Origin of the sequence: Pseudomonas sp. I3-I5 (genome assembly GCF_022699445.1) — a bacterium.
Classification (GTDB): Bacteria; Pseudomonadota; Gammaproteobacteria; order Pseudomonadales; family Pseudomonadaceae; genus Aquipseudomonas; species Aquipseudomonas fulva.
The window spans coordinates 4,656,396-4,681,073 of record NZ_CP093940.1; the positions used below are offsets into that span (position 1 = coordinate 4,656,396).

Below are 24,678 nucleotides of genomic sequence, written 5' to 3' on the forward strand. Positions count from 1 at the left end.
CATGTTTCACGGCTAGCCCTGCTCAGGAGCAGGACAGTATGCCGGCACTGTTGAAACGCTACCTTTACTCCACCGTCACCGACTTCGCCAAGTTGCGCGGCTGGTCAACATCAGTCCCTTTGAGCACGGCGACATAGTACGAGAGCAGCTGCAAAGGAATGGTGTACAGAATCGGCGCCAGCGCATCCGCGATATGCGGGACTGGAATCACATGGGTGCCTTCGCCGTTGCTCAAGCCGGCTTGCTCGTCAGCGAAGACCACCAGCTCACCGCCGCGTGCACGCACTTCCTGCAGGTTGGACTTGAGCTTCTCCAGCAGTTCATTGTTCGGCGCAACGGTCACCACGGGCATGTCGTTATCCACAAGCGCCAGTGGGCCATGTTTGAGCTCGCCCGCAGGATAGGCTTCGGCGTGGATATAGGAGATTTCCTTGAGCTTGAGCGCACCCTCCATGGCCACCGGATATTGAGCGCCGCGCCCCAGGAACAAGGTGTGATGCTTGTCTGCGAACAGCTCGGCGATTTTCTCGACGGTTGCGTCCATGGCCAATGCTTCACCCAGACGGGTTGGCAAGCGGCGCAGCTCCTCGACCAGCTCAGCTTCGACGCCCTTGTCCAAGGTGCCGCGCACCTGGCCCAAGGCCAAGGTCAGAAGCATCAACGACACCAGCTGGGTGGTGAAGGCCTTTGTCGAGGCGACGCCGATTTCCGGTCCGGCCAGGGTCAGCAACGTCAGGTCAGATTCACGCACCAGCGAGCTGATGCCCACGTTGCAGATCGCCAGGCTGCCAAGGAAGCCCAGCTCCTTGGCGTTGCGCAGCGCTGCCAGGGTATCGGCGGTCTCGCCCGACTGGGAGATGGAAACGAACAGCGTATCGGACTGCACGACCACCTTGCGGTAACGGAACTCGCTCGCCACCTCTACTTGGCAGGGGATCCCTGCCAGGCTTTCCAGCCAGTAACGTGCAACCATGCCAGCATGATAGCTGGTACCACAGGCCACGATCTGCACATTGCGCACTTTGCCGAACAACTCGGCTGCCTGCGGGCCGAATGCCTGGACCAGCACATGGTCACTGCCCAAGCGACCTTCCAGTGTGCGTTGCACCACGCGTGGTTGCTCGTGGATTTCCTTAAGCATGAAGTGGCGGTACTGGCCCTTGTCGGCGGCCTCGGCACCCTCGTGGTACTGCACGGTTTCACGCTGCACGGGGTGGCCATCATGGTCCCAGATGGCGACGTGGTCGCGACGGATCTCGGCGATGTCCCCTTCTTCGAGGTACATGAAGCGGTCGGTGACCTGTCGCAGGGCCAGCTGGTCGGAGGCGAGGAAGTTCTCACCGAGCCCCAGGCCAATCACCAATGGGCTGCCGCTACGGGCAGCGACCAGGCGGTCCGGCTGGCTTTTGCTGATCAACGCCAGGCCATAGGCGCCGTGCAAGCGCTTGACCGCAGCCTTCAAGGCGTCTGCCAGGTCGGGGATGCCCTTGAGGATATGGTCGATCAGGTGGACGATCACTTCGGTATCGGTCTGCGACACGAAGGCATAGCCCAATCCTTTCAGTTCCTCGCGCAGCGCCTCGTGATTCTCGATGATGCCGTTGTGCACCACGGCCACGTCATGGCCTGAGAAATGAGGGTGGGCATTGGTTTCAGTAGGCGCGCCATGAGTGGCCCAGCGGGTATGCGCGATGCCGAGCCGTCCTGCGATTGGCTCGAGCACGACGGCTGCTTCGAGCTCGCTGACCTTGCCGATACGGCGACGGCGTTGCAATTCGCCTTCCGGCGTCAGCACCGCCAGGCCTGCGCTGTCATACCCACGGTATTCAAGACGCTTCAGGCCCTCGATAAGGATGGCGGTAATGTTGCGTTCGGCCACAGCACCTACGATTCCACACATGCTTGGTTACTCCTGACTGATAGCGGCGCAGATCAAATTGACGCCGCGTGCTTTAATTTGTTCGCGTGCCTGTTCGCACAGGCGTTCGTCCGAGATCAGGGTGTGCACCCTGCCCCACGGCAGTTCGAGGTTGGGAATCTTGCGGCCGACCTTGTCCGACTCGACCATCACGATCACCTCACGGGCGACCTCGGCCATGACTCGGCTCAAACCCAGCAACTCGTTGAATGTGGTGGTGCCGCGTTCCAAGTCGATGCCATCGGCCCCAATGAACAATTGGTCGAAGTCATACGAACGCAGAACCTGTTCGGCCACCTGGCCCTGAAAAGACTCGGAATGTGGGTCCCAGGTGCCACCCGTCATCAGCAGCACCGGCTCGTGCTCGAGTTCGCTGATGGCCCTGGCAACATTGAGCGAATTGGTCATGACCACCAGACCAGGCTGGCGTCCGAGTTCAGGGATCATGGCAGCGGTGGTACTGCCGCTGTCGATGATGATCCGGGCGTGTTCGCGGATAAGGCTCACAGCGGCGCGAGCAATGGCACGTTTGTAGGCCGACACCGGTTGTGCCGGCTCAACCAGCAATTCCTGCGGCATGGTTACCGCCCCGCCGTACCGGCGTAATAACAAGCCGTTGGTTTCAAGTGCCGCCAGGTCCTTGCGGATAGTGACCTCAGACGTGTCAAACCGCCTTGCCAGCGCGTCCACGCTGACCTCACCCTGCTCCGCGAGCAGAGCCAGTATGTTATGGCGACGTTGTGGCGTGTTTCGTTTCGACATCGGCGCTTTAAGTTTCGTTTCGAAAGATAATGATCGCAATCAAAACCTAAATGCTCGGGTTCGTCAACCTGTCTTAGCGCTGTGGATAAAAAACGCTGTGCAGAGGCATAGCCCAGCTTTGGCTATCCATCTGATGCCGGACAAATAAAAAGGCCGGCTTGTTATGCACAAGGCCGGCCTTGATAGAGCTGTGGATAAATCAGGGCTTCTTGATTTTCTCTGGACGCTTCCACCCCGAGATGTTGCGCTGACGGGAGCGTGCTACCGCCAACTCACCTGCTTCCACGCATTGAGTGATCGTCGAGCCCGCGGCAGTCGTGGCTCCGGCCTTGATTTCCACAGGCGCGACAAGGGCGCTGTTGGAGCCGATGAAGACGTCTTCGCCCATCACTGTCTTGAATTTGTTTGCGCCATCGTAGTTACAGGTGATGGTGCCAGCACCAATATTGGTACGGGCACCGATTTCGGCATCACCCAAGTACGACAGGTGCCCCGCCTTGGCGCCTTCACCAAGATGAGCATTCTTCAACTCGACGAAGTTACCCACATGGGCCTTGGCATCGAGTACGGTCCCCGGACGCAAGCGTGCAAATGGACCTGCATCACTCCCCTCGCCCATGACGGCACCCTCAAGGTGACTGTTGGCCTTGATCACGGCACCTTTGCGCAGCGTGCAATCCTTGATCACGCAATTAGGGCCAATCTGCACGTCGTCTTCGATGACAACCTTGCCTTCCAGAACGACGTTGATGTCGATCAGCACATCCCGGCCGACCGTCACTTCGCCCCGGACATCAAAACGCGAAGGGTCACGTAAGGTCACACCCTGCGCCATCAGGCGGCGGCCTTCACGCAACTGGTAGTGACGCTCCAGTTCGGCAAGCTGACGACGGTCATTGGCACCCTGCACTTCCATGGGATCGGCGGGTTGCTCGGTGGCAACCATCAAGCCATCGGCGACTGCCATGGCGATCACATCCGTCAGGTAGTACTCGCCCTGGGCATTGTTGTTCGACAAGCGGCCCATCCAATCCGCCAGGCGAGCGCCAGGAAGCGCCAGAATGCCGGTGTTGCCCTCACGAATGGCCTTCTGCGCCTCGTTAGCGTCTTTATGCTCGACGATGGCCGTTACTTGCCCATACGCATCACGCACAATGCGGCCATAGCCCGTCGGGTCTTCGAGCGTGACCGTGAGCAAACCGAGTTGCTGCTCGCTGGCTTTGGCCAACAAACGTTGCAGGGTCGGTACCTCGATGAGCGGAACGTCGCCATACAGCACCAGCACGGTGTCCGCCGACAGTGCTGGCAAAGCTTGCGCCAAGGCATGCCCCGTACCCAGTTGCTTGTCCTGCATGACAAAGTTGAGGTCGTCGCCTGCCAGTCTCGCCTGAACCAACTCTGCCCCATGGCCTATCACCACGTGGATGCCCTGCGGCTGAAGCTGGCGAGCGCTGTGGATAACATGACCGAGCATGGAGTTGCCGGCTACCGGGTGCAGTACCTTGGGCAGCGACGAGCGCATGCGGGTGCCTTGGCCGGCGGCAAGAATAACGATATCGAGGGACATGACTGGCTACCAATCCTGGGCGGTCAGTTGCTTGACCGAAAGGGGGAAATCGAAAAAAGAAAAAGGGTAGCCGAGGCTACCCTTTTACTCAATCGCAACACAAATGATGGCCGTAGCCGATCACTTGCCTCTGCGCATCTGCTGGACAGTACGCAGCTGAGCCGCAGCCTCGGCCAGACGTGCGGCAGCAGCGCCGTAGTCGAAGTCCGAGCCTTTGGTGTTCAGCGCGTTCTCGGCAGCCTTGAGGGCTTCCTGAGCCTGAGCTTCGTCCAGGTCGGCAGCACGTTGCACGGTGTCGGCAAGAACCTTCACCATGTTCGGCTGCACTTCGAGGAAGCCACCGGAGATGTAGTACACCTCTTGAGTGCCACCCTGCTTGGTCAGCGTGATCGGACCCGGCTTGAGATTGGTGATCAGCGGGGCGTGACCTGGTGCGATACCCAGATCGCCCAAGTTGCCGTGCGCTACTACCATCTCGACCAGACCGGAGAAGATTTCTCCTTCCGCGCTGACGATATCGCAATGGACTGTCATAGCCATCTGCTTGCCTCAACCTGATTAGCGCCCCTTGCGGAGCGCCGGGATTACAGTTTCTTGGCTTTCTCGATCGCTTCGTCGATGCTGCCGACCATGTAGAACGCTTGTTCTGGCAGGTGGTCGTAGTCACCTTTGAGGATGCCGCTGAAGCCAGCGATGGTGTCTTTCAGGGAAACGTACTTGCCTGGCGAACCGGTGAAGACCTCGGCCACGAAGAACGGCTGCGACAGGAAGCGCTGGATCTTACGAGCGCGCGCTACCAGTTGCTTGTCGGTCTCGGACAGTTCGTCCATACCCAGGATCGCAATGATGTCTTTCAGCTCTTTGTAGCGCTGCAGAACATACTGAACCTGACGGGCAGTTTCGTAGTGCTCGGTACCGATCACGTTCGGGTCCAGCTGGCGCGAAGTCGAGTCCAGTGGGTCGACCGCTGGGTAGATACCCAGGGAGGCGATGTCACGGGACAGAACGACGGTGGCGTCCAAGTGGGCGAAGGTGGTCGCTGGCGACGGGTCGGTCAAGTCATCCGCAGGCACGTAAACGGCCTGGATGGAGGTGATCGAACCTTCCTTGGTCGAAGTGATACGCTCTTGCAGAACGCCCATCTCTTCGGCCAGGGTCGGCTGGTAACCTACTGCCGAAGGCATACGGCCCAGCAGTGCGGATACTTCGGTACCGGCCAAGGTGTAACGATAGATGTTGTCGACGAACAGCAGAACGTCGTTACCTTCGTCACGGAATTTCTCAGCCATGGTCAGGCCAGTCAGCGCAACGCGCAGACGGTTTCCTGGTGGCTCGTTCATCTGACCGTAGACCAGCGCTACTTTGTCGAGAACGTTGGAGTCCTTCATCTCGTGGTAGAAGTCGTTACCCTCACGAGTACGCTCACCCACACCGGCGAACACGGAATAACCGCTGTGCTCGATGGCGATGTTACGGATCAGCTCCATCATGTTCACGGTCTTGCCGACACCGGCACCACCGAACAGACCGACTTTACCACCCTTGGCGAACGGGCAAACCAGGTCGATAACCTTGATGCCGGTTTCCAGCAGGTCGTTGCCGCCTGCCTGGTCAGCGAACGAAGGCGCCTTCTGGTGGATACCACGACGCTCTTCTTCACCGATCGGGCCGGCTTCGTCGATTGGGTTACCCAGGACGTCCATGATGCGGCCCAGGGTAGCCTTGCCGACAGGAACGGAAATGGCCGCGCCGGTATCGACGACGTCCAGACCGCGCTTCAGACCTTCGGTCGAGCCCATCGCAATGGTACGAACCACGCCGTCGCCCAGCTGCTGCTGAACTTCCAGGGTGGTTTCCGCGCCTTGTACTTTCAGCGCGTTGTAAACACTCGGCACGACGTCACGTGGGAATTCCACGTCGATGACGGCGCCGATGATTTGAACGATACGTCCGCTACTCATAGCTGGATCCTCTGAATTTTTGAACCGTTAAACCGCGGCAGCGCCGCCGACGATTTCCGAGATCTCCTGGGTGATCGCAGCCTGACGCGCCTTGTTGTAGATCAGCTGGAGTTCGCTGATCAGGTCACCGGCGTTGTCTGTGGCGTTCTTCATGGCGATCATCCGGGCTGCTTGTTCAGCAGCATTGTTCTCGACCACCGCCTGGTACACCTGCGACTCCACGTAACGCACCATCAAGCCGTCCAGCAGCTCTTTTGCGTCGGGTTCGTACAGGTAGTCCCAGTGATGCTTGAGTTCCTGATCCGGGGTTGCCACCAACGGTACCAATTGCTCGACCGTCGGCTTTTGGGTCATGGTGTTGATGAACTTGTTCGAAACCACCGAAAGGCGATCGATACGACCATCGAGGTAGGCGTCCAGCATGACCTTGACGGAGCCGATCAAGTCATTGATCGATGGCTCTTCGCCCAGGTGGCTGATCGCGGCTACTACGTTGCCGCCAAAGATACGGAAGAAAGTCGCACCCTTGCTGCCGATCACGCACAGGTCGATTTCCACGCCCTGTTCGCGGTTTTCGTTCATGTCCTTGACCAAGGCCTTGAACAGGTTGGTATTCAAGCCACCGCACAGACCACGGTCACTGCTCACCACGATATAACCGGCGCGCTTTACAGGGCGCTCGATCATGAACGGGTGGCGGTATTCCGGGTTGGCGTTGGCCAGATGACCGATCACCTGGCGGATACGCTCCGCATAAGGACGGCTAGCAGCCATGCGCTGTTGTGCCTTGCGCATTTTGCTGACCGCCACTTTTTCCATGGCGCTGGTAATTTTTTGCGTGCTTTTGATGCTCGCAATCTTACTGCGAATCTCTTTTGCGCCTGCCATGTATCACCTATCAGGTTAGCAAGCGGGGGCCTGGGCCCCCGCTGCGGCTTACCAGGTCTGGGTGGCCTTGAACTTCTCGATACCGGCTTTCATGCCTGCGTCGATTTCGTCGTTGAAGTCACCCTTCACGTTGATCTTCGCCATCAGTTCGGCGTGATCACGGTGGAAGAAGGCGATCAGTGCTTGCTCGAAGCTGCCGACCTTGGAGACTTCTACGTCGGTCAGGAAGCCACGCTCAGCGGCGTACAGCGACAGGGCCATGTCCGCGATGGACATCGGCGCGTACTGCTTCTGCTTCATCAGCTCGGTAACGCGCTGACCATGCTCCAGCTGCTTGCGGGTCGCTTCGTCCAGATCGGACGCGAACTGGGCGAATGCCGCCAGTTCACGGTACTGAGCCAGTGCGGTACGAATACCCCCGGACAGCTTCTTGATGATCTTGGTCTGAGCGGCACCACCTACACGCGATACCGAAACACCGGCGTTCACTGCAGGGCGGATGCCCGAGTTGAACATGGCCGATTCCAGGAAGATCTGACCGTCGGTGATGGAAATCACGTTGGTCGGAACGAACGCCGAAACGTCGCCAGCCTGGGTTTCGATGATCGGCAGAGCGGTCAGGGAACCGGTCTTGCCAGTGACTGCGCCATTGGTGAACTTCTCGACGTATTCTTCCGAAACGCGCGATGCACGCTCCAGCAGACGGGAGTGGAGATAGAACACGTCGCCTGGGTACGCTTCACGTCCTGGTGGACGACGCAGCAGCAGGGAGATCTGACGGTACGCAACAGCCTGCTTGGACAGGTCATCGTAGACGATCAGGGCGTCTTCACCGCGGTCACGGAAGTACTCGCCCATGGTGCAGCCGGAGTACGGCGCCAGGAACTGCAGTGCAGCCGATTCCGAGGCGCTGGCGGCAACAACGATGGTGTTGGCCAGGGCACCGGCTTCTTCGAGCTTGCGCACGACGTTGGCGATGGTCGACTGCTTCTGGCCAACGGCCACGTATACGCAGAAGATACCGCTGTTTTTCTGGTTGATGATCGCATCGACCGCCATGGCAGTCTTACCGATCTGACGGTCACCAATGATCAGCTCACGCTGGCCACGGCCAACCGGGATCATGGCGTCGACCGACTTGTAGCCAGTCTGTACAGGCTGGTCTACCGACTTACGCCAGATCACGCCTGGAGCAACTTTCTCGACCGCGTCGGTCTCGGTGTTGTTCAGCGGACCTTTGCCGTCGATCGGGTTACCCAGTGCGTCCACGACGCGACCCAGCAGTTCCTTACCAACCGGAACTTCCAGGATGCGACCGGTGCACTTGGCGCTCATGCCCTCGGCGAGGGAGGTGTACGCACCCAGTACCACCGCACCTACGGAGTCTTGCTCCAGGTTCAGTGCCATACCGTATACGCCGCCCGGGAACTCGATCATTTCGCCGTACATAGCGTCGGCCAGACCGTGGATCCGTACGATACCGTCGGAAACGCTTACGACGGTACCTTCGTTACGGGCTTGGGAGCCGACATCGAGCTTCTCGATGCGACCCTTGATGATTTCACTAATTTCGGAAGGATTGAGTTGCTGCATTGCTCTGCTGCCCCTTCAAACTCAAGATTTCAATGCTTCGGCCAGTTTCGCGATTTTGCCGCGAACAGAGCCATCGATTACCAGGTCGCCGGCGCGGATGACGACGCCGCCGATCAGGCTGGCATCCTCCGACGCGTGCAGGCGCACTTCCCGGCTGAGCCGTGCACTGAGAACCTTGGCGAGTTTGTCTTGCTGTTCTTGGTTCAACGCAAAAGCACTGGTGACTTCCACGTCCACGGATTTCTCTTGTTCTGCCTTGTACAGGTCGAACAGAGCGGCAATCTCCGGCAGAAGCAGGAGACGGTCGTTTTCCGCGGCAACATGAATGAAATTCTGTGCCGATGCATCGAACTTGTCACCGCAAACGTCAATGAATGCGGCGGCCTTTTCTGCGCTTGTCAGTCGCGGGGCCTTGAGCAGGCGCTGCATGGTGTCGTCTTCGGACACTGCAGCAGCCAGGCCGAGCATGGCTGACCAATTGGCCAGTTGCTGATGGGCCTGGGCATGCTCAAAGGCAGCCTTAGCGTAAGGTCGGGCCAACGTGGTCAGTTCTGCCATGATCGCCCTCGCTTAAATTTCAGCGGCCAGTTTGTTAACCAGCTCTGCATGCGCGTTTTGATCGATTGTGGCGCCAAGGATCTTTTCAGCACCGCCAACAGCCAGGGCACCCACTTGGGCACGCAGGGCGTCTTTGACGCTGTTCAGTTCCTGTTCGATCTCGGCCTGAGCCTGAGCCTTCACACGGTCAGCTTCGACACGAGCCTGTTCACGGGCTTCGTCTACAAGCTGAGCAGCGCGTTTCTTGCTTTGCTCAATGATTTCAGCTGCCTGTGCCTTTGCTTCACGCAGTTGCTGACCCACTTTTTCTTGGGCCAGCTCCAGGTCGCGAGCTGCGCGGTTGGCAGCGTCCAAGCCGTCTGCAATCTTCTTCTGACGCTCTTGCAGAGCAGTGATGACCGGAGGCCATACGTACTTCATGCAGAAGAGTACAAAAATCAGAAAAGCAACGGATTGGCCAATCAGGGTTGCATTAATGTTCACGCCAACACCTCGCTCGGTCTTTGTCCATCACACCAATCAACTCGTCGAAACGAGTGATTAGCCGGCGATTTGACCAACGAAGGGATTCGCGAAGGTGAAGAACAGAGCGATACCAACACCGATCATGGTGACGGCGTCGAGCAGACCGGCAACGATGAACATTTTGACCTGCAGCATCGGAACCATCTCAGGCTGACGAGCAGCGCCTTCCAGGAATTTGCCGCCCAGCAGGCCGAAACCAATGGCGGTACCCAGAGCACCCAGGCCGATCAGCAGAGCAACAGCGATAGCGGTCAGACCAACTACAGTTTCCATCTTTCCTCCCGACTTTTACGTCGTATTGGTTAGGTTTTTTAGTTTGAAGCGGTAAAACGAATCGTTTGGTACAGCATGCCCTTGCGGACTTTTTAAGCCCTCCCCCCAAACGAGCGGGGAAGGCTATCAGACACGCCAGGCGGTCTTAATGGTTATCTTCGTGAGCCATCGACAGGTAGACGATGGTAAGCATCATGAAGATGAAGGCTTGCAGGGTGATGATCAGGATGTGGAACACAGCCCACGCCCATTGCAGCACGATACCCAGGCCGCTGAGCCACAGGATGCCGGCGCCGAACATCACGGCAATCAGGATGAACACCAGTTCGCCGGCGTACATGTTGCCGAACAGACGCAGTGCCAGCGAGATCGGCTTGGCGATCAGGGTCACGAATTCCAGCAGGAAGTTGACCGGGATCAGCAGGATCTGCAGGAAGATGTTCTTGCTGCCGAACGGGTGCAGGGTCAGCTCACCGATGAAGCCACCCAGGCCCTTGACCTTGATGCTGTAGAAGATGATCAGCGCAAACACGCAGAAAGCCATGGCCAGGGTCGCGTTCGGGTCGGTGGTCGACACGGCGCGGAACGGAATGTGCGGATCACCCGAGATCAGGATGGCCAGCTGAGGAATCCAGTCGACCGGTACCAGGTCGATGGCGTTCATCAGGAATACCCAGACGAAGATGGTCAGCGCCAGCGGCGCGATCACCGGGCTACGGCCGTGGAAGGAGTCCTTCACGCTGCCGTTGACGAAGTCCACCAGCACTTCGACGAAGTTCTGCAGGCCGCTCGGTTGACCGGAAGTCGCCTTCTTGGCCGCCATGCGGAAGATGAACAGGAAGATCAGACCCAGTGCGACGGACCAACCCAGGGTATCCACGTGGAATGCCCAGAAGCCCATAGCCTTGGCTTCTGCAGCCGAATGGGCGAAGCCCCAGCTGCCGTCTGGTAGTTGACCGTAAGTCAGGTTCTGCAAGTGGTGCTGGATATAGCCCGAAGCGGTTTCTGCTGCCATGGTTGCCTCAAACGCCCTAAGGTCTCGAAAGTCTTTTATTCATCAGCAGGGGCGCGAACCAGCTGACCAAAAGGGTCAACACGAAGACGCCGAATACTGCCAGCGGCGCCAGTGGCTTCACTCCTGCGAAGGTCAGTGCGAAGAGCACTGCCGTCAAAATCATCTTGCCTGCCTCGCCAGCGTAGAACGACTTGACGATGGCCTGCGCCGCCCGAGCTCCGCTAAAGCGAAAAGCCTTCCAGGCGAAATAAACATTGGGCAGCCAGGCAATCAGGCCTCCGCAGAGCCCTGAATATCCGCTGACCGTCCCAGCCAACTGCCACAACACCAAGGTTGCCAGCAGCAGCACGACGAATTGCGTCAGCAATACCGGAAAAACCGCCCAGCGATGGAAAGGCAACCGGTTTGGCGTGCGGATTTCCATCACAACTGCTCCCCGTGAATCGGCCCGCCAGTCAGCGATGACTTGGCATAATTTGTGCCGACAAAATGCGCGCAGAGTATAGGGGTGGATTAACCCCTATTCAACTATTCGTAGTGATTTCCGATTGCGCGCTACAACAGGAATTGTTTCAGCGAATGTGTGCGAGTACGCCCTGCAACTCATCGAGCGAGTTGTAGCGAATGACCAGTTGGCCCTTGCCTTTGGTGCCGTGGCGAATCTGTACAGCCGAGCCCAAACGCTCTGCAAGCCGCTGTTCCAGGCGTGCAATGTCCGGATCAGGTTTGCCGGGTTCAACCGGATCAGGCTTGTCGCTCAGCCACTGACGCACCAGTGCCTCGGTCTGACGTACGGTCAGCCCACGTGCGACAACATGACGCGCCCCTTCCTCCTGGCGATTCTCCTCCAGGCCTAGCAAAGCCCGTGCGTGACCCATTTCCAGGTCTCCATGGGCGAGCATGGTCTTGATCGCCTCCGGCAACGTGATCAACCGCAACAGGTTGGCCACGGTCACCCGTGACTTGCCTACCGCATCGGCCACTTGCTGCTGGGTCAGCTCGAACTCCTGCTGCAACCGCTGCAAGGCCAGCGCCTCTTCCAGAGGGTTCAAGTCCTCGCGCTGGATGTTCTCGATAAGGGCCATGGCAATGGCCGCTTCGTCAGGGACCTCGCGGACCATGGCCGGAATGGTGTCCAGCCCAGCTTGCTGAGTCGCGCGCCAGCGCCGCTCACCGGCGATGATCTCATAGCGCTCATCGCCAACCGGCCGCACCACGATCGGTTGCATCACGCCATGGCTGCGGATCGAGTGTGCCAGTTCTTCGAGCGCCTGCGGGTCCATGTCGCGACGCGGCTGGTACTTGCCCCGTTGAATCAGCTCGACGGGCAGGTGCTGAAGCTCCTTCAGGTCGATCTTTACAGCCTGCTCTTCGAGCGCGCTCACGGTTGGACCGCTGAGCAGCGCATCCAATCCACGTCCGAGACCCCGTTTCTTGACGGCCATGCGGATTCCTTAAGTTGCTTGTGCAGTGCGGGACTGGCGGCGTTGACGACGGACCAATTCTCCCGCCAGGGCGAGGTAGGCCTGTGCGCCGCGCGATTGCTTGTCGTAGGCCAATGCCGGCATACCGAAGCTGGGTGCTTCGGCCAGGCGGATGTTTCGAGGAATGACGGTGTCGTACAACTGCGAACCGAAGTGCTCCTTGAGCTGCGCCGATACATCGTTGTTCAGGCTCAGCCGCGGATCATACATGGTTCGCAGCAACCCCTCGATCTTGAGCGCGGGGTTCAACTTGGCGGCAATGCGCTTGATGTTGTCCACAAGGTCGCTCAGCCCTTCCAGCGCGTAGTACTCGCACTGCATGGGAATGATCACGCCATCGGAAGCCACCAGGGCATTGAGCGTCAGCATCGACAGTGAAGGCGGGCAGTCGATGAGGATGAAATCGTAATTGTCGCGAATGGGCGCCAGCGCATTGCGCAGGCGGCTTTCCTTGACCTGCATCTCCAGCAGCACCACTTCGGCAGCGGTCAGGTCCCGGTTGGCCGGCAACAGCTGGAACCCGCCATGCTCGGAAAAGTGCATGGCCTGGGCCAGGTCACACTCTCCGATAAGCAGGTCGTACACAGAGTGCTCGAGCTCGTGCTTGTCCACGCCGCTGCCCATGGTGGCATTGCCCTGCGGATCGAGGTCGATCAGCAGCACACGGCGCTTGGTCGCCACCAGCGAGGCAGCGAGATTGATACAGGTGGTGGTCTTGCCCACACCACCTTTCTGGTTCGCGATTGCGAATACCTTAGCCATTGATGCGTCTGTTCCCAATCAAGCCTTGCGGCGCAGTATCAGCAGATGACGTTGGCCCTGGCAACCCGGAACGGTCAGGGCCTGCTCGCTTTCCACTGTGAAGTCTGCGGGCAATGCTACCAGTTCATCGGCAGGATGCAGCCCCTTCATTGCAAGCCACTGCGTCCCGGTGTCGCCCAGGTGGCGGGTCCAGTTGGTGAAATTCTCCATGCTGCTGAAAGCGCGGGAGATGATGCCGTCGAACGGCTGGGCCGGCGTGTACCCCTCGACCCTGCTGTGGATAACCGTGAGGTTGTCCAGCTTGAGTTCCATTTTCACCTGGGTCAGAAAGCGCGTCTTCTTGCCGTTGGCATCCAGCACGGTGATTCGTTTTTCGGGATGCAGGATAGCCATGGGCACACCGGGCATGCCTCCGCCGCTGCCAACATCCAGCCAGTTGCTGCGCTCGCTGTGGATAAACGGCATCACGCTGAGGCTGTCGAGCAGGTGACGCGAAACCATTTCGTCCGGATCCCGGACGGCGGTGAGGTTGTAGGCCTTGTTCCATTTGATCAACAGGGCCAGGTAGCCCAGCAGTTTTTCATGGTGTTCAAGGCTCAGGGGCACCCCCAACTGGCGGGCACCTGTGGACAACTCTTCGGCATGTTGCGAGGTAACCAGGGAACTCAAACGCTTTGCTCCAGCTCGCGGCCTGCGCCGCGTTTCTTCAGGTGAATGAGCAACAGGGAAATGGCCGCCGGCGTAACGCCCGGAATGCGCGAGGCTTGCCCCAGGGTTTCGGGACGGGTCTGGCTGAGTTTCCCCTGAATCTCCTTGGACAGCCCCGAAATCGTGGCGTACTCGATATCCACAGGCAGGCGCGTGTCCTCACTGGCTCGAAGGCGAGCAATTTCGTCCTGCTGACGGTCGATGTAGCCCGCATATTTGGTACGAATCTCGACCTGCTCGGCAACCTGTGGGTCGATCGACTCGCCGCCGGTAGCCGCCATAAGCCCTGCGTAGTCGATTTCAGGCCGCGCCAACAGGTTCAGCAGGCTGTACTCGTGGCTCAGTGGCGTACCGAACTTGTCCACAACGGCTTGGCCTAGCTCGGTGTTGGGTCTTATCCAGGTCGATTTCAGCCGCTGCTCTTCTTTTTCGATTCCGTCGCGCTTGGTGCAGAAGGCGTCCCAGCGCTCGTCGTCTATCAACCCCAGCGCTCGCCCTTTTTCAGTCAGACGCAGGTCAGCGTTGTCCTCGCGCAGGATCAACCGGTATTCGGCACGGGATGTGAACATCCGATACGGTTCTTGAGTACCCAAGGTGATCAGGTCATCGACCAGCACGCCGATATAGGCTTCATCGCGCCGCGGGCACCAGGTCTCGCGCCCCTGGGCGCGCAGTGCGGCGTTGGTCCCGGCCAACAGGCCTTGCGCACCGGCTTCTTCGTAACCGGTGGTGCCGTTGATCTGGCCAGCGAAGAAAAGCCCACCAATGACTTTGGTTTCAAGGCTGTACTTCAGGTCACGCGGATCGAAGTAGTCATATTCGATGGCATAGCCTGGGCGCACGATATGCGCGTTTTCCATGCCGCGGATCGAGCGCACCAACTCCAGCTGCACATCGAAGGGCAGCGACGTGGAGATGCCGTTGGGGTAGAGCTCATGGGTGGTCAGGCCTTCAGGCTCGATGAATACCTGATGGCTTTCCTTGTCCGCAAAGCGGTGGATCTTGTCTTCGATCGACGGGCAGTAACGTGGCCCTACCCCTTCGATGACGCCCGAGTACATGGGCGAGCGGTCAAGGTTCGAAGCGATGATGTCATGTGTGCGGGCGTTGGTGTGAGTGATGTAGCAGCTCACCTGGCGCGGATGCATGCCGGCATTGCCCATGAACGACATCACCGGGATGGGCGTGTCGCCGGGCTGCTCGGTCATGACCGAGAAATCAACGGAGCGACCGTCGATGCGAGGCGGCGTACCTGTCTTCAGACGGCCAACGCGTAGCGGCAATTCACGCATGCGATGCGCCAACGCGATGGAAGGCGGATCACCTGCGCGTCCACCCGAGTGGTTCTGCATGCCGATATGGATCAAACCGCCCAGGAAGGTGCCGGTGGTGAGCACGACAGAGTTTGCAAAGAACCGCAGCCCCATCTGGGTGACCACGCCTTTGACTTCATCCTGTTCAACGATCAGGTCGTCACACGATTGCTGAAATATCCACAGGTTGGGCTGGTTTTCCAACATCTCACGCACCACCGCCTTGTAGATGGCGCGGTCAGCCTGCGCACGCGTGGCGCGAACGGCTGGGCCTTTGCGGTTGTTCAACACGCGAAACTGAATACCACTCTTGTCGGTGGCCAGCGCCATGGCGCCGCCCAAGGCATCGATTTCCTTGACCAGATGGCTCTTGCCGATGCCACCAATGGCAGGGTTGCAACTCATGTGCCCGAGGGTTTCCACGTTGTGGGTCAGCAGCAGGGTTTTCACACCCATGCGTGCAGACGCAAGCGCAGCCTCGGTACCGGCATGGCCGCCGCCGATGACGATCACTTCAAAACGGGAAGGGAAATCCACCACGCACCTCGTGCCTGTTGTGCAAATAGAAAAAGGTAAGCCGACAAGTATAGGGACATCACCCCCCTCATTGAAACCGTCTGAGCAAATTTTGATCAGGCTGTGGATGAATGGCATACAACAGAAATCAAGAAGAGAGATTTATAAAAGCTTTGTTTTTATGTTTATTCTTATGCACAGCACTATCTGTGGATAACGCTCTGAAGGCCATGTAGCACGTGCTGTACAGAGATCCTGAACCCTGTGGCTTACCCCCTCTGAGCGCTTGGGATAACGAGGAATAGCCTGTGGATTAAAGTGATGGTTACCCACAGGGCCATTTATCCTCAAGAAAAAGTGCCGCTTATCAACGGAGCTTAGCGAGGGTTTTCCACAGGGCTTAGCGGGTGCCGTTCTTAGGTTATGCCTTGCTGGAGGCTTTGTTCGGGCCAAAAAAAACCGCCTCAAAGAGGCGGTTGGCTGATGTGGGACCTGGCTTGTCTGTTACTTGCCGATGCAAAAACTCGAGAAAATCCGTCCCAACAAGTCATCGGAACTGAAGGCTCCGGTGATTTCCCCAAGCACCTGTTGTGCCTGCCGCAGGTCCTCTGCCAGTAACTCACCTGCACCGGCAAGGGTCAGCTGCGCACGGCCATGCTCCAGGTGCTCACTGGCCTGGCGCAAGGCATCCAGATGCCGTCTACGGGCGCTGAAACCACTTTCGGCGGTCTGTTCATAGCCCATGCAGGCCTTGAGATGGTCGCGCAACAGCTGCAGCCCTCCCCCCTCTCCTTTGGCGCTCAGCGTGATGGTGGCTTGTCCATCTTCGCCCTGGTGCAGCGCGACAGGCTCCCCGCTCAGATCCGCTTTGTTGCGTATGAGGGTTACCCGTGCCGGATCCGGGCGCTGGTCCAGAAACTCGGGCCACAGGGCGAAGGGATCGCCGGCTTCAGGGGCCGTGGAGTCCACAACCAGCAATATCCGGTCTGCCTCACTTATCGCCCGTAGCGCGCGCTCCACACCGATCTTTTCCACATGATCATCTGTCGAACGTAGCCCGGCTGTGTCCACCACGTGAAGCGGCATACCGTCGATGTGGATATGTTCGCGCAGGGTATCCCGGGTCGTGCCGGCGATGTCCGTCACGATCGCCGCTTCACGCCCCGCCAGCTGGTTGAGCAGGCTCGACTTGCCTGCATTGGGGCGGCCAGCGATGACCACTGTCATGCCATCGCGCAGCAATGCACCTTGGCCTGCCTCACGCAGTACTGTGGATAAATGATCCCTTACGGCATCGAGCATCGACAGCACATGGCCATCGGCTAGAAAGTCGATTTCCTCCTCGGGAAAATCAATGGCGGCCTCAACGTAGATGCGCAGCGCGATCAACGCTTCGGTAAGGCTGTGGACATGTCTGGAGAATTCGCCCTGCAGCGATCGCAGTGCGTTTCGCGCTGCCTGGCTGGAGCTGGCTTCGATCAAGTCGGCGATGGCCTCAGCTTGAGCCAGGTCGAGCTTGTCATTGAGAAATGCCCGCTCGCTGAACTCACCCGGCCTGGCCAGGCGACAACCCAGTTGTACACAGCGCTGTAGCAGCATATCCAGAACGACGGGGCCGCCATGGCCTTGCAGCTCGAGTACATCTTCACCGGTGAATGAGTGGGGCCCCGGAAAGAACAGCGCGATACCTTCATCCAGTACCACCCCCTCCTCGTCTCGAAACGGCCCGTAATGAGCATGACGCGGCTGCAGGCTGCGACCGGTTATCCACTGGCCCGCCTTGGCAGCCAGTGGCCCTGACAACCTTACGATGCCTACACCGCCGCGGCCTTGGGCAGTTGCGATGGCGGCAATGGTTTCACGCACAGTATTCATGCTGGGGGAGCCTCTACGACAAAAACGACAGATAGCAAAAACGCCCCACGAAGGGGCGTTTTATTCACAAGCTAGCGTAGCAGCCCGTCAGGCAGCCGCTTTCTTGTTGGCAGCCTCGATGCTGCGTGTGATGTACCACTGCTGTGTGATGGACAGGCAGTTGTTCACAACCCAGTACAGCACCAGACCGGCTGGGAACCACAGGAAGAAGAAGGTGAAGATGATCGGCATCATTTTCATCACCTTGGCCTGCATCGGATCCGGCGGGGTCGGGTTCAGGCGCTGCTGGATGAACATGGTGGCGCCCATGATGATCGGCAGGATGAAGAACGGATCCTTGATAGACAGGTCGGTAATCCACAGCATCCAAGGTGCCTGACGCATCTCGACGCTTTCCAGCAGTACCCAGTAAAGGGCCAGGAATACTGGCATCTGAACCAGGATCGGCAAGCAACCGCCCAGCGGGTTGATCTTCTCTTTCTTGTACAGCTCCATCATCGCCTGGGACATCTTCTGGCGATCATCGCCGAAGCGTTCCTTGAGCGCTGCGAGCTTGGGCGAGACCGCACGCATACGTGCCATGGAACGGTAGCTGGCAGCGGACAGCGGGAAGAACAGGCCCTTGATGAGCATGGTCAGCACGATGATCGACCAGCCCCAATTACCCAGCAGGCTGTGGATATGTTGCAGGAGCCAGAAGATCGGCTGGGCGATGAACCACAGGAAGCCGTAGTCGACGGTCAGTTCCAGGCCTGGGGACAACTCCTTGAGCTTGGACTGGATCTTGGGACCGGCATACAGCATGGCGCTGGTTTCAGCCTTGCCCCCAGCAGGCACGCTGATAGCCGGGCCGGTGTAGCCGATGATGTAATTACCCTGGCTGTCCTTGCGGGTTTGCACCACGTTGTTGTCGGACTTGGCCGGGATCCATGCGGTCACGAAGTAGTGCTGAAGCCATGCTACCCAGCCGCCGGACACATTTTCTTTCAAACTACCTTTGTCGATGTCCTTCATCGAGACCTTTTTGTAAGGCTCTGAAGGTGTCCACAAGGCCGCACCCAAGTAGGTCGCGGTACCAGTGGCAGTGCTCGACGATGGATCGGAACTGGCATCGCGCTTGAGCTGGGCGAACATGTTGCCGCTCCAAGCCTGGCTGCTCTGGTTGTCGATCAGGTAGCTGACGTTCAGGTCATATTCGCCGCGCTTGAAGCTGAAGCGCTTGATGTAGTTGACCCCGTTGTCGCTGAACTTCAGGTCCACCACCAACTGGTCCTGACCATCGGCCAACTGATAACGCTTTTGATCAGCAGCGTAGAGGGGGCGACCGGTCGAGCGGGCATCTGGACCGTTGGCACCAGTCAAGCCGCTTTGCGCGAGATAGACGCGCTCCCCACCGTTGTCGAACAGTTGGAACGGAATGTCCGGATGGTCCTGACGGCGTGGATACTGCGGCAGGTTCAACTGGACGACGTCACCACCTACCGGATCGATAGCCAGGTCCAGCACATCGGTCTTGACCCGGATCAGGTCCTTGCTGACAGCCACGGGTGCCTGATCGGCGGTGTGGGTTTCAGCAGTGGCGCTTGGCACATCGGCGCTGGCACCCGTACCGGAATCACCGGCAGGTACGCCATCGGGCAAACCAGGGTTGGTCGTGCTGGCAGCAGTATTCTGAGTCGGCAGGGCAGCCTGGCCGTAGTCCTGGTTCCATTTAAGGACCATGACGTAGGACACGATTGCCAGGGCGACGATCAGGATCGTGCGTTTAATATCCATGATTACTCGGCTATCGAAGAAGTTCGGGAGGAAGGAGCGGGTGGAACGGGGTCGAAACCGCCGTCGTTCCACGGATGACAACGCCCCAGGCGACGAACGGCTAGCCATCCACCACGCCAGAGGCCGTGGTTTTCGATGGCTTCGTAGGCGTAACAAGAGCAACTGGGGTAGAAACGGCAGTGGCTGGCCATCAGAGGACTAATGGCATAACGGTAAAACTGGATCGGAACGAGTGCCAGTTTACGCATCTTGGCTGCTTACCCCTGCGCGATCGGCGGAGACTGCTGGTGCCGGTCGGCTACGCGCCAGGCGCTTCCAGAGTTTGCCGAAGTGTTGGTGCAATTCCGGGTTTTCTATCTCACCCAATCCCTTGCGCGCGACGATCACGATATCCAATCCGGCAAGTGAATGCTGGTTCAGACGAAAGGAATCGCGCATCAAGCGCTTGAGGCGGTTGCGTTGAACGGCGAGCTTGACGCTTTTCTTGCCAATCACCAGGCCAAGGCGCGGGTGATCCAGACCGTTCTCGCGAGCAAGGATCAGCAGGTTTTTCCCTGGAACCTTGCCGGTTGGGGAGTCGAAGACCGCTTTGAAATGCCGGGGTGTAAGCAGTCGCTTTTCCCGACTGAAGTCCTGACTCACCACCTGTGCCGAAAAATCAAATGGCCAGACGCTTACGGCCTTTGGCACGACGACGCGACAGAACAGCGCGGCCGTTCTTAGTAGCCATACGGGCACGGAAACCGTGAGTGCGCGCGCGCTTGATGGTGCTTGGTTGGAAAGTACGTTTCATGGCGTGTTACCTGGGTTTGTCGACGACGGGCCGGGATGGCCCCCTTTTAAGAGACCGGCGATTCTAGAGAAAGCAAGCCCATAGGTCAATTTCCAACCAACCTTTCCTTTAGGTGTGGGATGAACGGGCGTAAGGGTTGGCTAGCGGCCCTGACACCTCCATGAGGCTGGGCAGGACACCACTGCTCAACATGAAAAATAAGAAAGACATATAAAAAGCTTCTCTAAAGATCTTAATACTCTTAAGTGGATAACTTTCTGTGGATAACGTGCTGAAGGCCTCATAGCCAGGGCTTCGCAGCATTTTTAAACCCTGTTCGGAAGCCGTGCTGCAACTGTTCTAGAGCTGAATTTAAGCTGTGCATAAAAGGGCTATTTATACACAGGCAGGTTATACACAGGTCGATTCACTGGGTTGTGCATAGCCCTCATGGCTAGTTATCCACAGGGTTTATGCACAGCGTATAAGTGGTGTTTCGGTCATTGAACGACAGTTTTGCCATACATGCCGGCGTGTCCGCATGTGGATAACTGAGCGCGTGCCCGGTACAATGGCCGTTTGTTTCAGCCTTCGTGGCTTTCAAGCTCAGGGGATATCCGTGTCAGTGGAACTTTGGCAGCAGTGCGTGGAGCTTCTGCGCGATGAACTGCCTGCCCAGCAATTCAACACCTGGATCCGTCCGTTACAGGTCGAAGCCGAAGGCGACGAGTTGCGCGTCTATGCGCCTAACCGTTTCGTTCTCGATTGGGTCAATGAAAAGTACCTGGGGCGTTTGCTTGAGCTTTTGGGAGAAAAAGGCACGGGCATCGCCCCTGCGTTGTCGCTGCTGATCGGCAGCCGGCGCAGCTCTGCCCCCCGTGCGGCACCTAATGCCCCAGTGAGCGCGGCTGTGGCAGCCTCTCTGGTGCAAACGACGCCCAAGGCCCCCTCCATCACGCCGTCCGAGCCCGCTCCAGTGGCCTCGTCCGACCCCGCGCCTGCAAACGCCAATGACGTGGCCGAGCCTTCTTCGAGGGATAGCTTCGATGCCATGGCCGAACCTGCTCAGGCCCCCGCGGGTAGGACAGAGCAGCGGACGGTGCAGGTGGAAGGTGCTCTCAAGCACACCAGCTACCTGAACCGCACGTTCACGTTCGACACATTTGTAGAAGGCAAGTCGAACCAGCTGGCCCGTGCCGCCGCCTGGCAGGTTGCCGACAACCCCAAGCATGGTTATAACCCCCTGTTTCTCTATGGCGGTGTGGGCTTGGGTAAAACCCACCTTATGCATGCCGTGGGTAACCACCTGCTTAGAAAGAACCCGAATGCCAAGGTGGTGTATCTGCATTCCGAGCGCTTCGTCGCCGATATGGTCAAGGCACTTCAGCTCAATGCAATCAACGAGTTCAAGCGCTTCTACCGTTCGGTCGATGCGCTGCTCATCGATGACATTCAGTTCTTTGCGCGCAAGGAGCGTTCACAGGAAGAGTTTTTCCACACCTTCAACGCACTGCTCGAAGGTGGCCAGCAGGTGATCCTCACCTCCGATCGATATCCCAAGGAAATCGAAGGGCTCGAGGAACGTTTGAAATCGCGCTTTGGCTGGGGCCTCACGGTTGCCGTGGAGCCGCCGGAACTGGAAACGCGCGTCGCGATCCTGATGAAGAAGGCCGATCAGGCCAAGGTGGAACTGCCGCACGATGCGGCCTTCTTCATCGCTCAGCGTATTCGGTCGAACGTGCGTGAGCTGGAGGGCGCCCTGAAGCGCGTGATCGCCCATTCGCACTTCATGGGGCGCGACATCACCATCGAGTTGATCCGCGAATCCCTGAAGGACCTTCTGGCACTGCAAGACAAGCTGGTGAGTGTGGATAACATCCAGCGTACGGTGGCCGAGTACTACAAGATCAAGATCTCCGATCTGTTGTCCAAACGCCGGTCCCGTTCGGTAGCTCGTCCACGTCAGGTGGCGATGGCGCTCTCCAAGGAGCTGACCAACCACAGCTTGCCAGAAATCGGCGACATGTTTGGTGGGCGCGACCACACGACCGTGCTGCATGCCTGCCGAAAGATCAATGAACTGAAAGAATCCGACGCGGATATCCGCGAGGACTACAAGAACCTGCTGCGCACGCTGACGACCTGAGGGCCGTCAGCGCAGCCATATGAAGGCAAGGGACTAGACCATGCATTTCACGATTCAACGCGAAGCCTTGCTCAAACCTCTGCAACTGGTGGCAGGTGTCGTCGAGCGCCGGCAGACGTTGCCGGTGCTTTCAAATGTGTTGCTGGTCGTTCAAGGCCAGCAACTGTCGCTGACCGGTACCGACCTTGAGGTTGAACTGGTGGGCCGCGTGCAACTGGAAGAACCTGCCGAGCCTGGCGAGATCACTGTCCCAGCACGCAAGCTGATGGACATCTGCAAAAGCCTGCCCAGTGACGTGCTGATCGACATCAAGCTCGATGAGCAAAAACTGCTGGTCAAGGCCGGGCGTAGCCGCTTCACACTGTCGACGTTGCCTGCCAATGATTTCCCGACCGTGGAAGAGGGGCCAGGCTCGCTCACGTGCAATCTGGAACAAAGCAAACTGCGTCGATTGATCGAACGCACCAGCTTCGCCATGGCCCAGCAAGACGTGCGTTACTACCTTAACGGTATGCTGCTGGAGGTGTCGCGCAATACCCTGCGTGCCGTTTCCACTGATGGCCACCGCCTGGCATTGTGCTCGATGAGTGCACCGATCGAACAGGACGACCGCCACCAGGTGATCGTGCCGCGCAAAGGTATTCTGGAGCTTGCTCGCTTGCTGACCGAGCCTGAAGGCATGGTCAGCATCGTTCTTGGGCAACACCATATCCGCGCAACGACGGGTGAGTTCACATTCACCTCCAAGCTCGTCGACGGTAAATTCCCTGATTACGAGCGTGTGCTGCCCAAAGGCGGTGACAAACTGGTGATTGGTGATCGCCAAGCTTTGCGCGAGGCGTTCAGCCGCACCGCGATCCTGTCCAACGAAAAGTACCGCGGGATTCGCTTGTTGCTCGCTGCCGGCCAGTTGAAGATCCAGGCCAACAACCCCGAGCAGGAAGAGGCTGAGGAAGAAATCAGCGTCGACTACGACGGTAGCTCGCTTGAGATCGGTTTCAACGTCAGCTACCTGCTGGATGTGCTGGGCGTCATGACCACTGAGCAGGTGCGCCTGATTTTGTCGGACTCCAACAGCAGTGCACTGCTGCAGGAGGCCGGCAATGACGACTCTTCGTACGTTGTCATGCCGATGCGGCTGTAAGCAAAGCAGGCCAAATGTCACTTAGGCGTATCATCGTCACCGGGGTGCGAAACCTGCACCCGGTGACGCTCTCCCCTTCCCCGCGTATCAACGTGCTCTATGGCGATAACGGGAGCGGCAAGACAAGCCTTCTTGAAGCTGTTCATCTACTCGGTCTGGCTAGATCCTTTCGCAGCACTCGCTTGAACCCGGTAATCCAGTACGAGCAAGCCTCTTGTACGGTATTCGGGGAGGTGCTCCTTGCCGAAGGCGGTACCTGTAACCTTGGGGTGTCTCGCGAGCGGCAGGGTGATTTCACCATCAGGATCGATGGGCAGAATGCGCGTAGCGCTGCACAGCTTGCTGAATTGCTTCCATTACAGCTCATCAACCCAGACAGCTTTCGACTCCTCGAAGGCGCCCCGAAGATCAGGCGACAGTTTCTCGACTGGGGCGTGTTCCACGTGGAACCTCGCTTCATGCCCGCGTGGCAACGCCTGCAGAAGGCCCTCAGGCAGCGGAACTCATGGTTGCGGCATGGTACACTTGACCCAGCTTCGCAAGCCGCTTGGGACCGGGAGTTATGCCTGGCCAGCGCCGAAATAGATGAATACCGCCGCGAATACATCAAGGCCCTGAAGCCTGTATTCGAAAAGACTTTGAGTGAGTTGCTTGAGCTAGACGGTCTTACCCTGAGCTATTACCGAGGCTGGGACAAAGACCGGGAGCTGCAGGATGTGTTGACTACTTCCCTCCTTCGTGACCAGCAGATGGGACACACGCAGGCGGGTCCGCAACGTGCAGATTTGCGACTTCGATTAGCTGCAAACAACGCAGCAGACATCCTGTCCCGCGGCCAGCAAAAACTGGTGGTATGCGCACTGCGGATAGCTCAAGGTCATTTGGTTGGCCAAGCACGACGCGGCCACTGCATTTATCTTGTGGACGATTTGCCGTCGGAACTCGATGAGCAACATCGCCGCGCACTATGTCGCTTGCTTGAAGAATTACGCTGCCAGGTATTCATCACCTGTGTAGATCATGAATTATTGAGGGAAGGCTGGCAGACGGAAACGCCGGTTGCTTTGTTCCACGTGGAACAAGGCCGTATCACCCAGACCCACGACCATCGGGAGTGAAGGC

24 protein-coding genes are annotated in these 24,678 nt (G+C 58.4%); 3 read left to right on the forward strand and 21 right to left on the reverse strand.

The features are described 5' to 3' along the window. Window positions 1-64: 64 nt before the first annotated feature. From glmS to rpmH, 21 genes are all read right to left on the reverse strand, one after another. A complete protein-coding gene (gene glmS / locus MOP87_RS20930) occupies window positions 65-1,900 on the reverse strand; it encodes a glutamine--fructose-6-phosphate transaminase (isomerizing) (RefSeq protein WP_242809956.1) in 1,836 nt (611 codons plus the stop codon). Window positions 1,901-1,906: 6 nt separating this feature from the next. Beyond that, complete coding sequence (locus tag MOP87_RS20935; RefSeq protein WP_028686807.1) at window positions 1,907-2,680, reverse strand: DeoR family transcriptional regulator; 774 nt, start codon at window positions 2,678-2,680, stop codon at window positions 1,907-1,909. Between the two features lie 199 nt (window positions 2,681-2,879). After that, entirely contained in the window at window positions 2,880-4,247 is a 1,368-nt protein-coding gene (gene glmU / locus MOP87_RS20940) for a bifunctional UDP-N-acetylglucosamine diphosphorylase/glucosamine-1-phosphate N-acetyltransferase GlmU (RefSeq protein WP_128611060.1), read from the reverse strand. A 120-nt stretch (window positions 4,248-4,367) separates the two neighbouring features. After that, window positions 4,368-4,787, reverse strand: a complete 420-nt coding sequence (locus tag MOP87_RS20945) for a F0F1 ATP synthase subunit epsilon (RefSeq protein WP_023532701.1) — start codon at window positions 4,785-4,787, stop codon at window positions 4,368-4,370. 44 nt (window positions 4,788-4,831) lie between these two features. Then, window positions 4,832-6,208 carry a F0F1 ATP synthase subunit beta gene (atpD, locus tag MOP87_RS20950; RefSeq protein WP_023532615.1) on the reverse strand — a complete coding sequence of 459 codons (1,377 nt, stop codon included), beginning with the start codon at window positions 6,206-6,208 and terminating at the stop codon, window positions 4,832-4,834. Window positions 6,209-6,235: 27 nt separating this feature from the next. After that, the gene (gene atpG, locus MOP87_RS20955) at window positions 6,236-7,096 is read right to left on the reverse strand and encodes a F0F1 ATP synthase subunit gamma (RefSeq protein ID WP_023532742.1); all 861 of its coding nucleotides are present in this window, start codon (window positions 7,094-7,096) and stop codon (window positions 6,236-6,238) included. A gap of 48 nt (window positions 7,097-7,144) precedes the next feature. After that, entirely contained in the window at window positions 7,145-8,689 is a 1,545-nt protein-coding gene (gene atpA, locus MOP87_RS20960; protein WP_023532736.1) for a F0F1 ATP synthase subunit alpha, read from the reverse strand. Between the two features lie 21 nt (window positions 8,690-8,710). Next, window positions 8,711-9,247, reverse strand: coding sequence for a F0F1 ATP synthase subunit delta (locus MOP87_RS20965; RefSeq protein WP_023532623.1), 537 nt, complete (start codon window positions 9,245-9,247; stop codon window positions 8,711-8,713). A 12-nt stretch (window positions 9,248-9,259) separates the two neighbouring features. Beyond that, a complete protein-coding gene (locus tag MOP87_RS20970; RefSeq protein ID WP_011536505.1) occupies window positions 9,260-9,730 on the reverse strand; it encodes a F0F1 ATP synthase subunit B in 471 nt (156 codons plus the stop codon). 57 nt (window positions 9,731-9,787) lie between these two features. Then, on the reverse strand, window positions 9,788-10,045 hold the full coding sequence (atpE, locus tag MOP87_RS20975) for a F0F1 ATP synthase subunit C (protein ID WP_003097235.1): 258 nt from the start codon (window positions 10,043-10,045) through the stop codon (window positions 9,788-9,790). Between the two features lie 145 nt (window positions 10,046-10,190). Continuing rightward, a complete protein-coding gene (gene atpB / locus MOP87_RS20980) occupies window positions 10,191-11,060 on the reverse strand; it encodes a F0F1 ATP synthase subunit A (RefSeq protein ID WP_023532311.1) in 870 nt (289 codons plus the stop codon). A 16-nt stretch (window positions 11,061-11,076) separates the two neighbouring features. Continuing rightward, window positions 11,077-11,484, reverse strand: coding sequence for a F0F1 ATP synthase subunit I (locus MOP87_RS20985; RefSeq protein ID WP_023532288.1), 408 nt, complete (start codon window positions 11,482-11,484; stop codon window positions 11,077-11,079). Window positions 11,485-11,632: 148 nt separating this feature from the next. Further along, entirely contained in the window at window positions 11,633-12,505 is an 873-nt protein-coding gene (locus MOP87_RS20990; protein ID WP_027913312.1) for a ParB/RepB/Spo0J family partition protein, read from the reverse strand. A 9-nt stretch (window positions 12,506-12,514) separates the two neighbouring features. Continuing rightward, on the reverse strand, window positions 12,515-13,306 hold the full coding sequence (locus tag MOP87_RS20995; protein ID WP_027913311.1) for a ParA family protein: 792 nt from the start codon (window positions 13,304-13,306) through the stop codon (window positions 12,515-12,517). A gap of 18 nt (window positions 13,307-13,324) precedes the next feature. Then, window positions 13,325-13,975, reverse strand: coding sequence for a 16S rRNA (guanine(527)-N(7))-methyltransferase RsmG (rsmG, locus tag MOP87_RS21000; RefSeq protein WP_027913310.1), 651 nt, complete (start codon window positions 13,973-13,975; stop codon window positions 13,325-13,327). Continuing rightward, complete coding sequence (mnmG, locus tag MOP87_RS21005; protein WP_028686809.1) at window positions 13,972-15,864, reverse strand: tRNA uridine-5-carboxymethylaminomethyl(34) synthesis enzyme MnmG; 1,893 nt, start codon at window positions 15,862-15,864, stop codon at window positions 13,972-13,974. Before mnmG ends, rsmG begins: the two co-directional genes overlap by 4 nt. 483 nt (window positions 15,865-16,347) lie before the next feature. Then, on the reverse strand, window positions 16,348-17,718 hold the full coding sequence (gene mnmE, locus MOP87_RS21010; RefSeq protein WP_027913308.1) for a tRNA uridine-5-carboxymethylaminomethyl(34) synthesis GTPase MnmE: 1,371 nt from the start codon (window positions 17,716-17,718) through the stop codon (window positions 16,348-16,350). An 87-nt stretch (window positions 17,719-17,805) separates the two neighbouring features. Continuing rightward, window positions 17,806-19,494 (reverse strand): membrane protein insertase YidC, encoded by a 1,689-nt coding sequence (gene yidC / locus MOP87_RS21015; RefSeq protein WP_242809957.1) that lies wholly within the window; start codon window positions 19,492-19,494, stop codon window positions 17,806-17,808. A 2-nt stretch (window positions 19,495-19,496) separates the two neighbouring features. Next, on the reverse strand, window positions 19,497-19,742 hold the full coding sequence (yidD, locus tag MOP87_RS21020) for a membrane protein insertion efficiency factor YidD (protein ID WP_078477749.1): 246 nt from the start codon (window positions 19,740-19,742) through the stop codon (window positions 19,497-19,499). After that, window positions 19,735-20,139 (reverse strand): ribonuclease P protein component, encoded by a 405-nt coding sequence (rnpA, locus tag MOP87_RS21025; protein ID WP_027913306.1) that lies wholly within the window; start codon window positions 20,137-20,139, stop codon window positions 19,735-19,737. The genes yidD and rnpA overlap by 8 nt, the downstream gene beginning before the upstream one ends. A gap of 13 nt (window positions 20,140-20,152) precedes the next feature. Next, on the reverse strand, window positions 20,153-20,287 hold the full coding sequence (rpmH, locus tag MOP87_RS21030; RefSeq protein ID WP_003253163.1) for a 50S ribosomal protein L34: 135 nt from the start codon (window positions 20,285-20,287) through the stop codon (window positions 20,153-20,155). Between the two features lie 598 nt (window positions 20,288-20,885). On the opposite strand from rpmH, the gene dnaA reads away from it, so the two are divergent. The 3 genes from dnaA to recF are packed head-to-tail and all read left to right on the forward strand — an operon-like array spanning window position 20,886 to window position 24,674. Then, window positions 20,886-22,412, forward strand: coding sequence for a chromosomal replication initiator protein DnaA (dnaA, locus tag MOP87_RS21035; RefSeq protein ID WP_027913305.1), 1,527 nt, complete (start codon window positions 20,886-20,888; stop codon window positions 22,410-22,412). A 40-nt stretch (window positions 22,413-22,452) separates the two neighbouring features. Then, the gene (dnaN, locus tag MOP87_RS21040; protein ID WP_023532585.1) at window positions 22,453-23,556 is read left to right on the forward strand and encodes a DNA polymerase III subunit beta; all 1,104 of its coding nucleotides are present in this window, start codon (window positions 22,453-22,455) and stop codon (window positions 23,554-23,556) included. A gap of 14 nt (window positions 23,557-23,570) precedes the next feature. Then, window positions 23,571-24,674: a DNA replication/repair protein RecF gene (recF, locus tag MOP87_RS21045; protein ID WP_110606327.1), complete on the forward strand. Its 1,104-nt coding sequence runs from the start codon at window positions 23,571-23,573 to the stop codon at window positions 24,672-24,674. The last annotated feature ends 4 nt before the right edge of the window (window positions 24,675-24,678 follow it).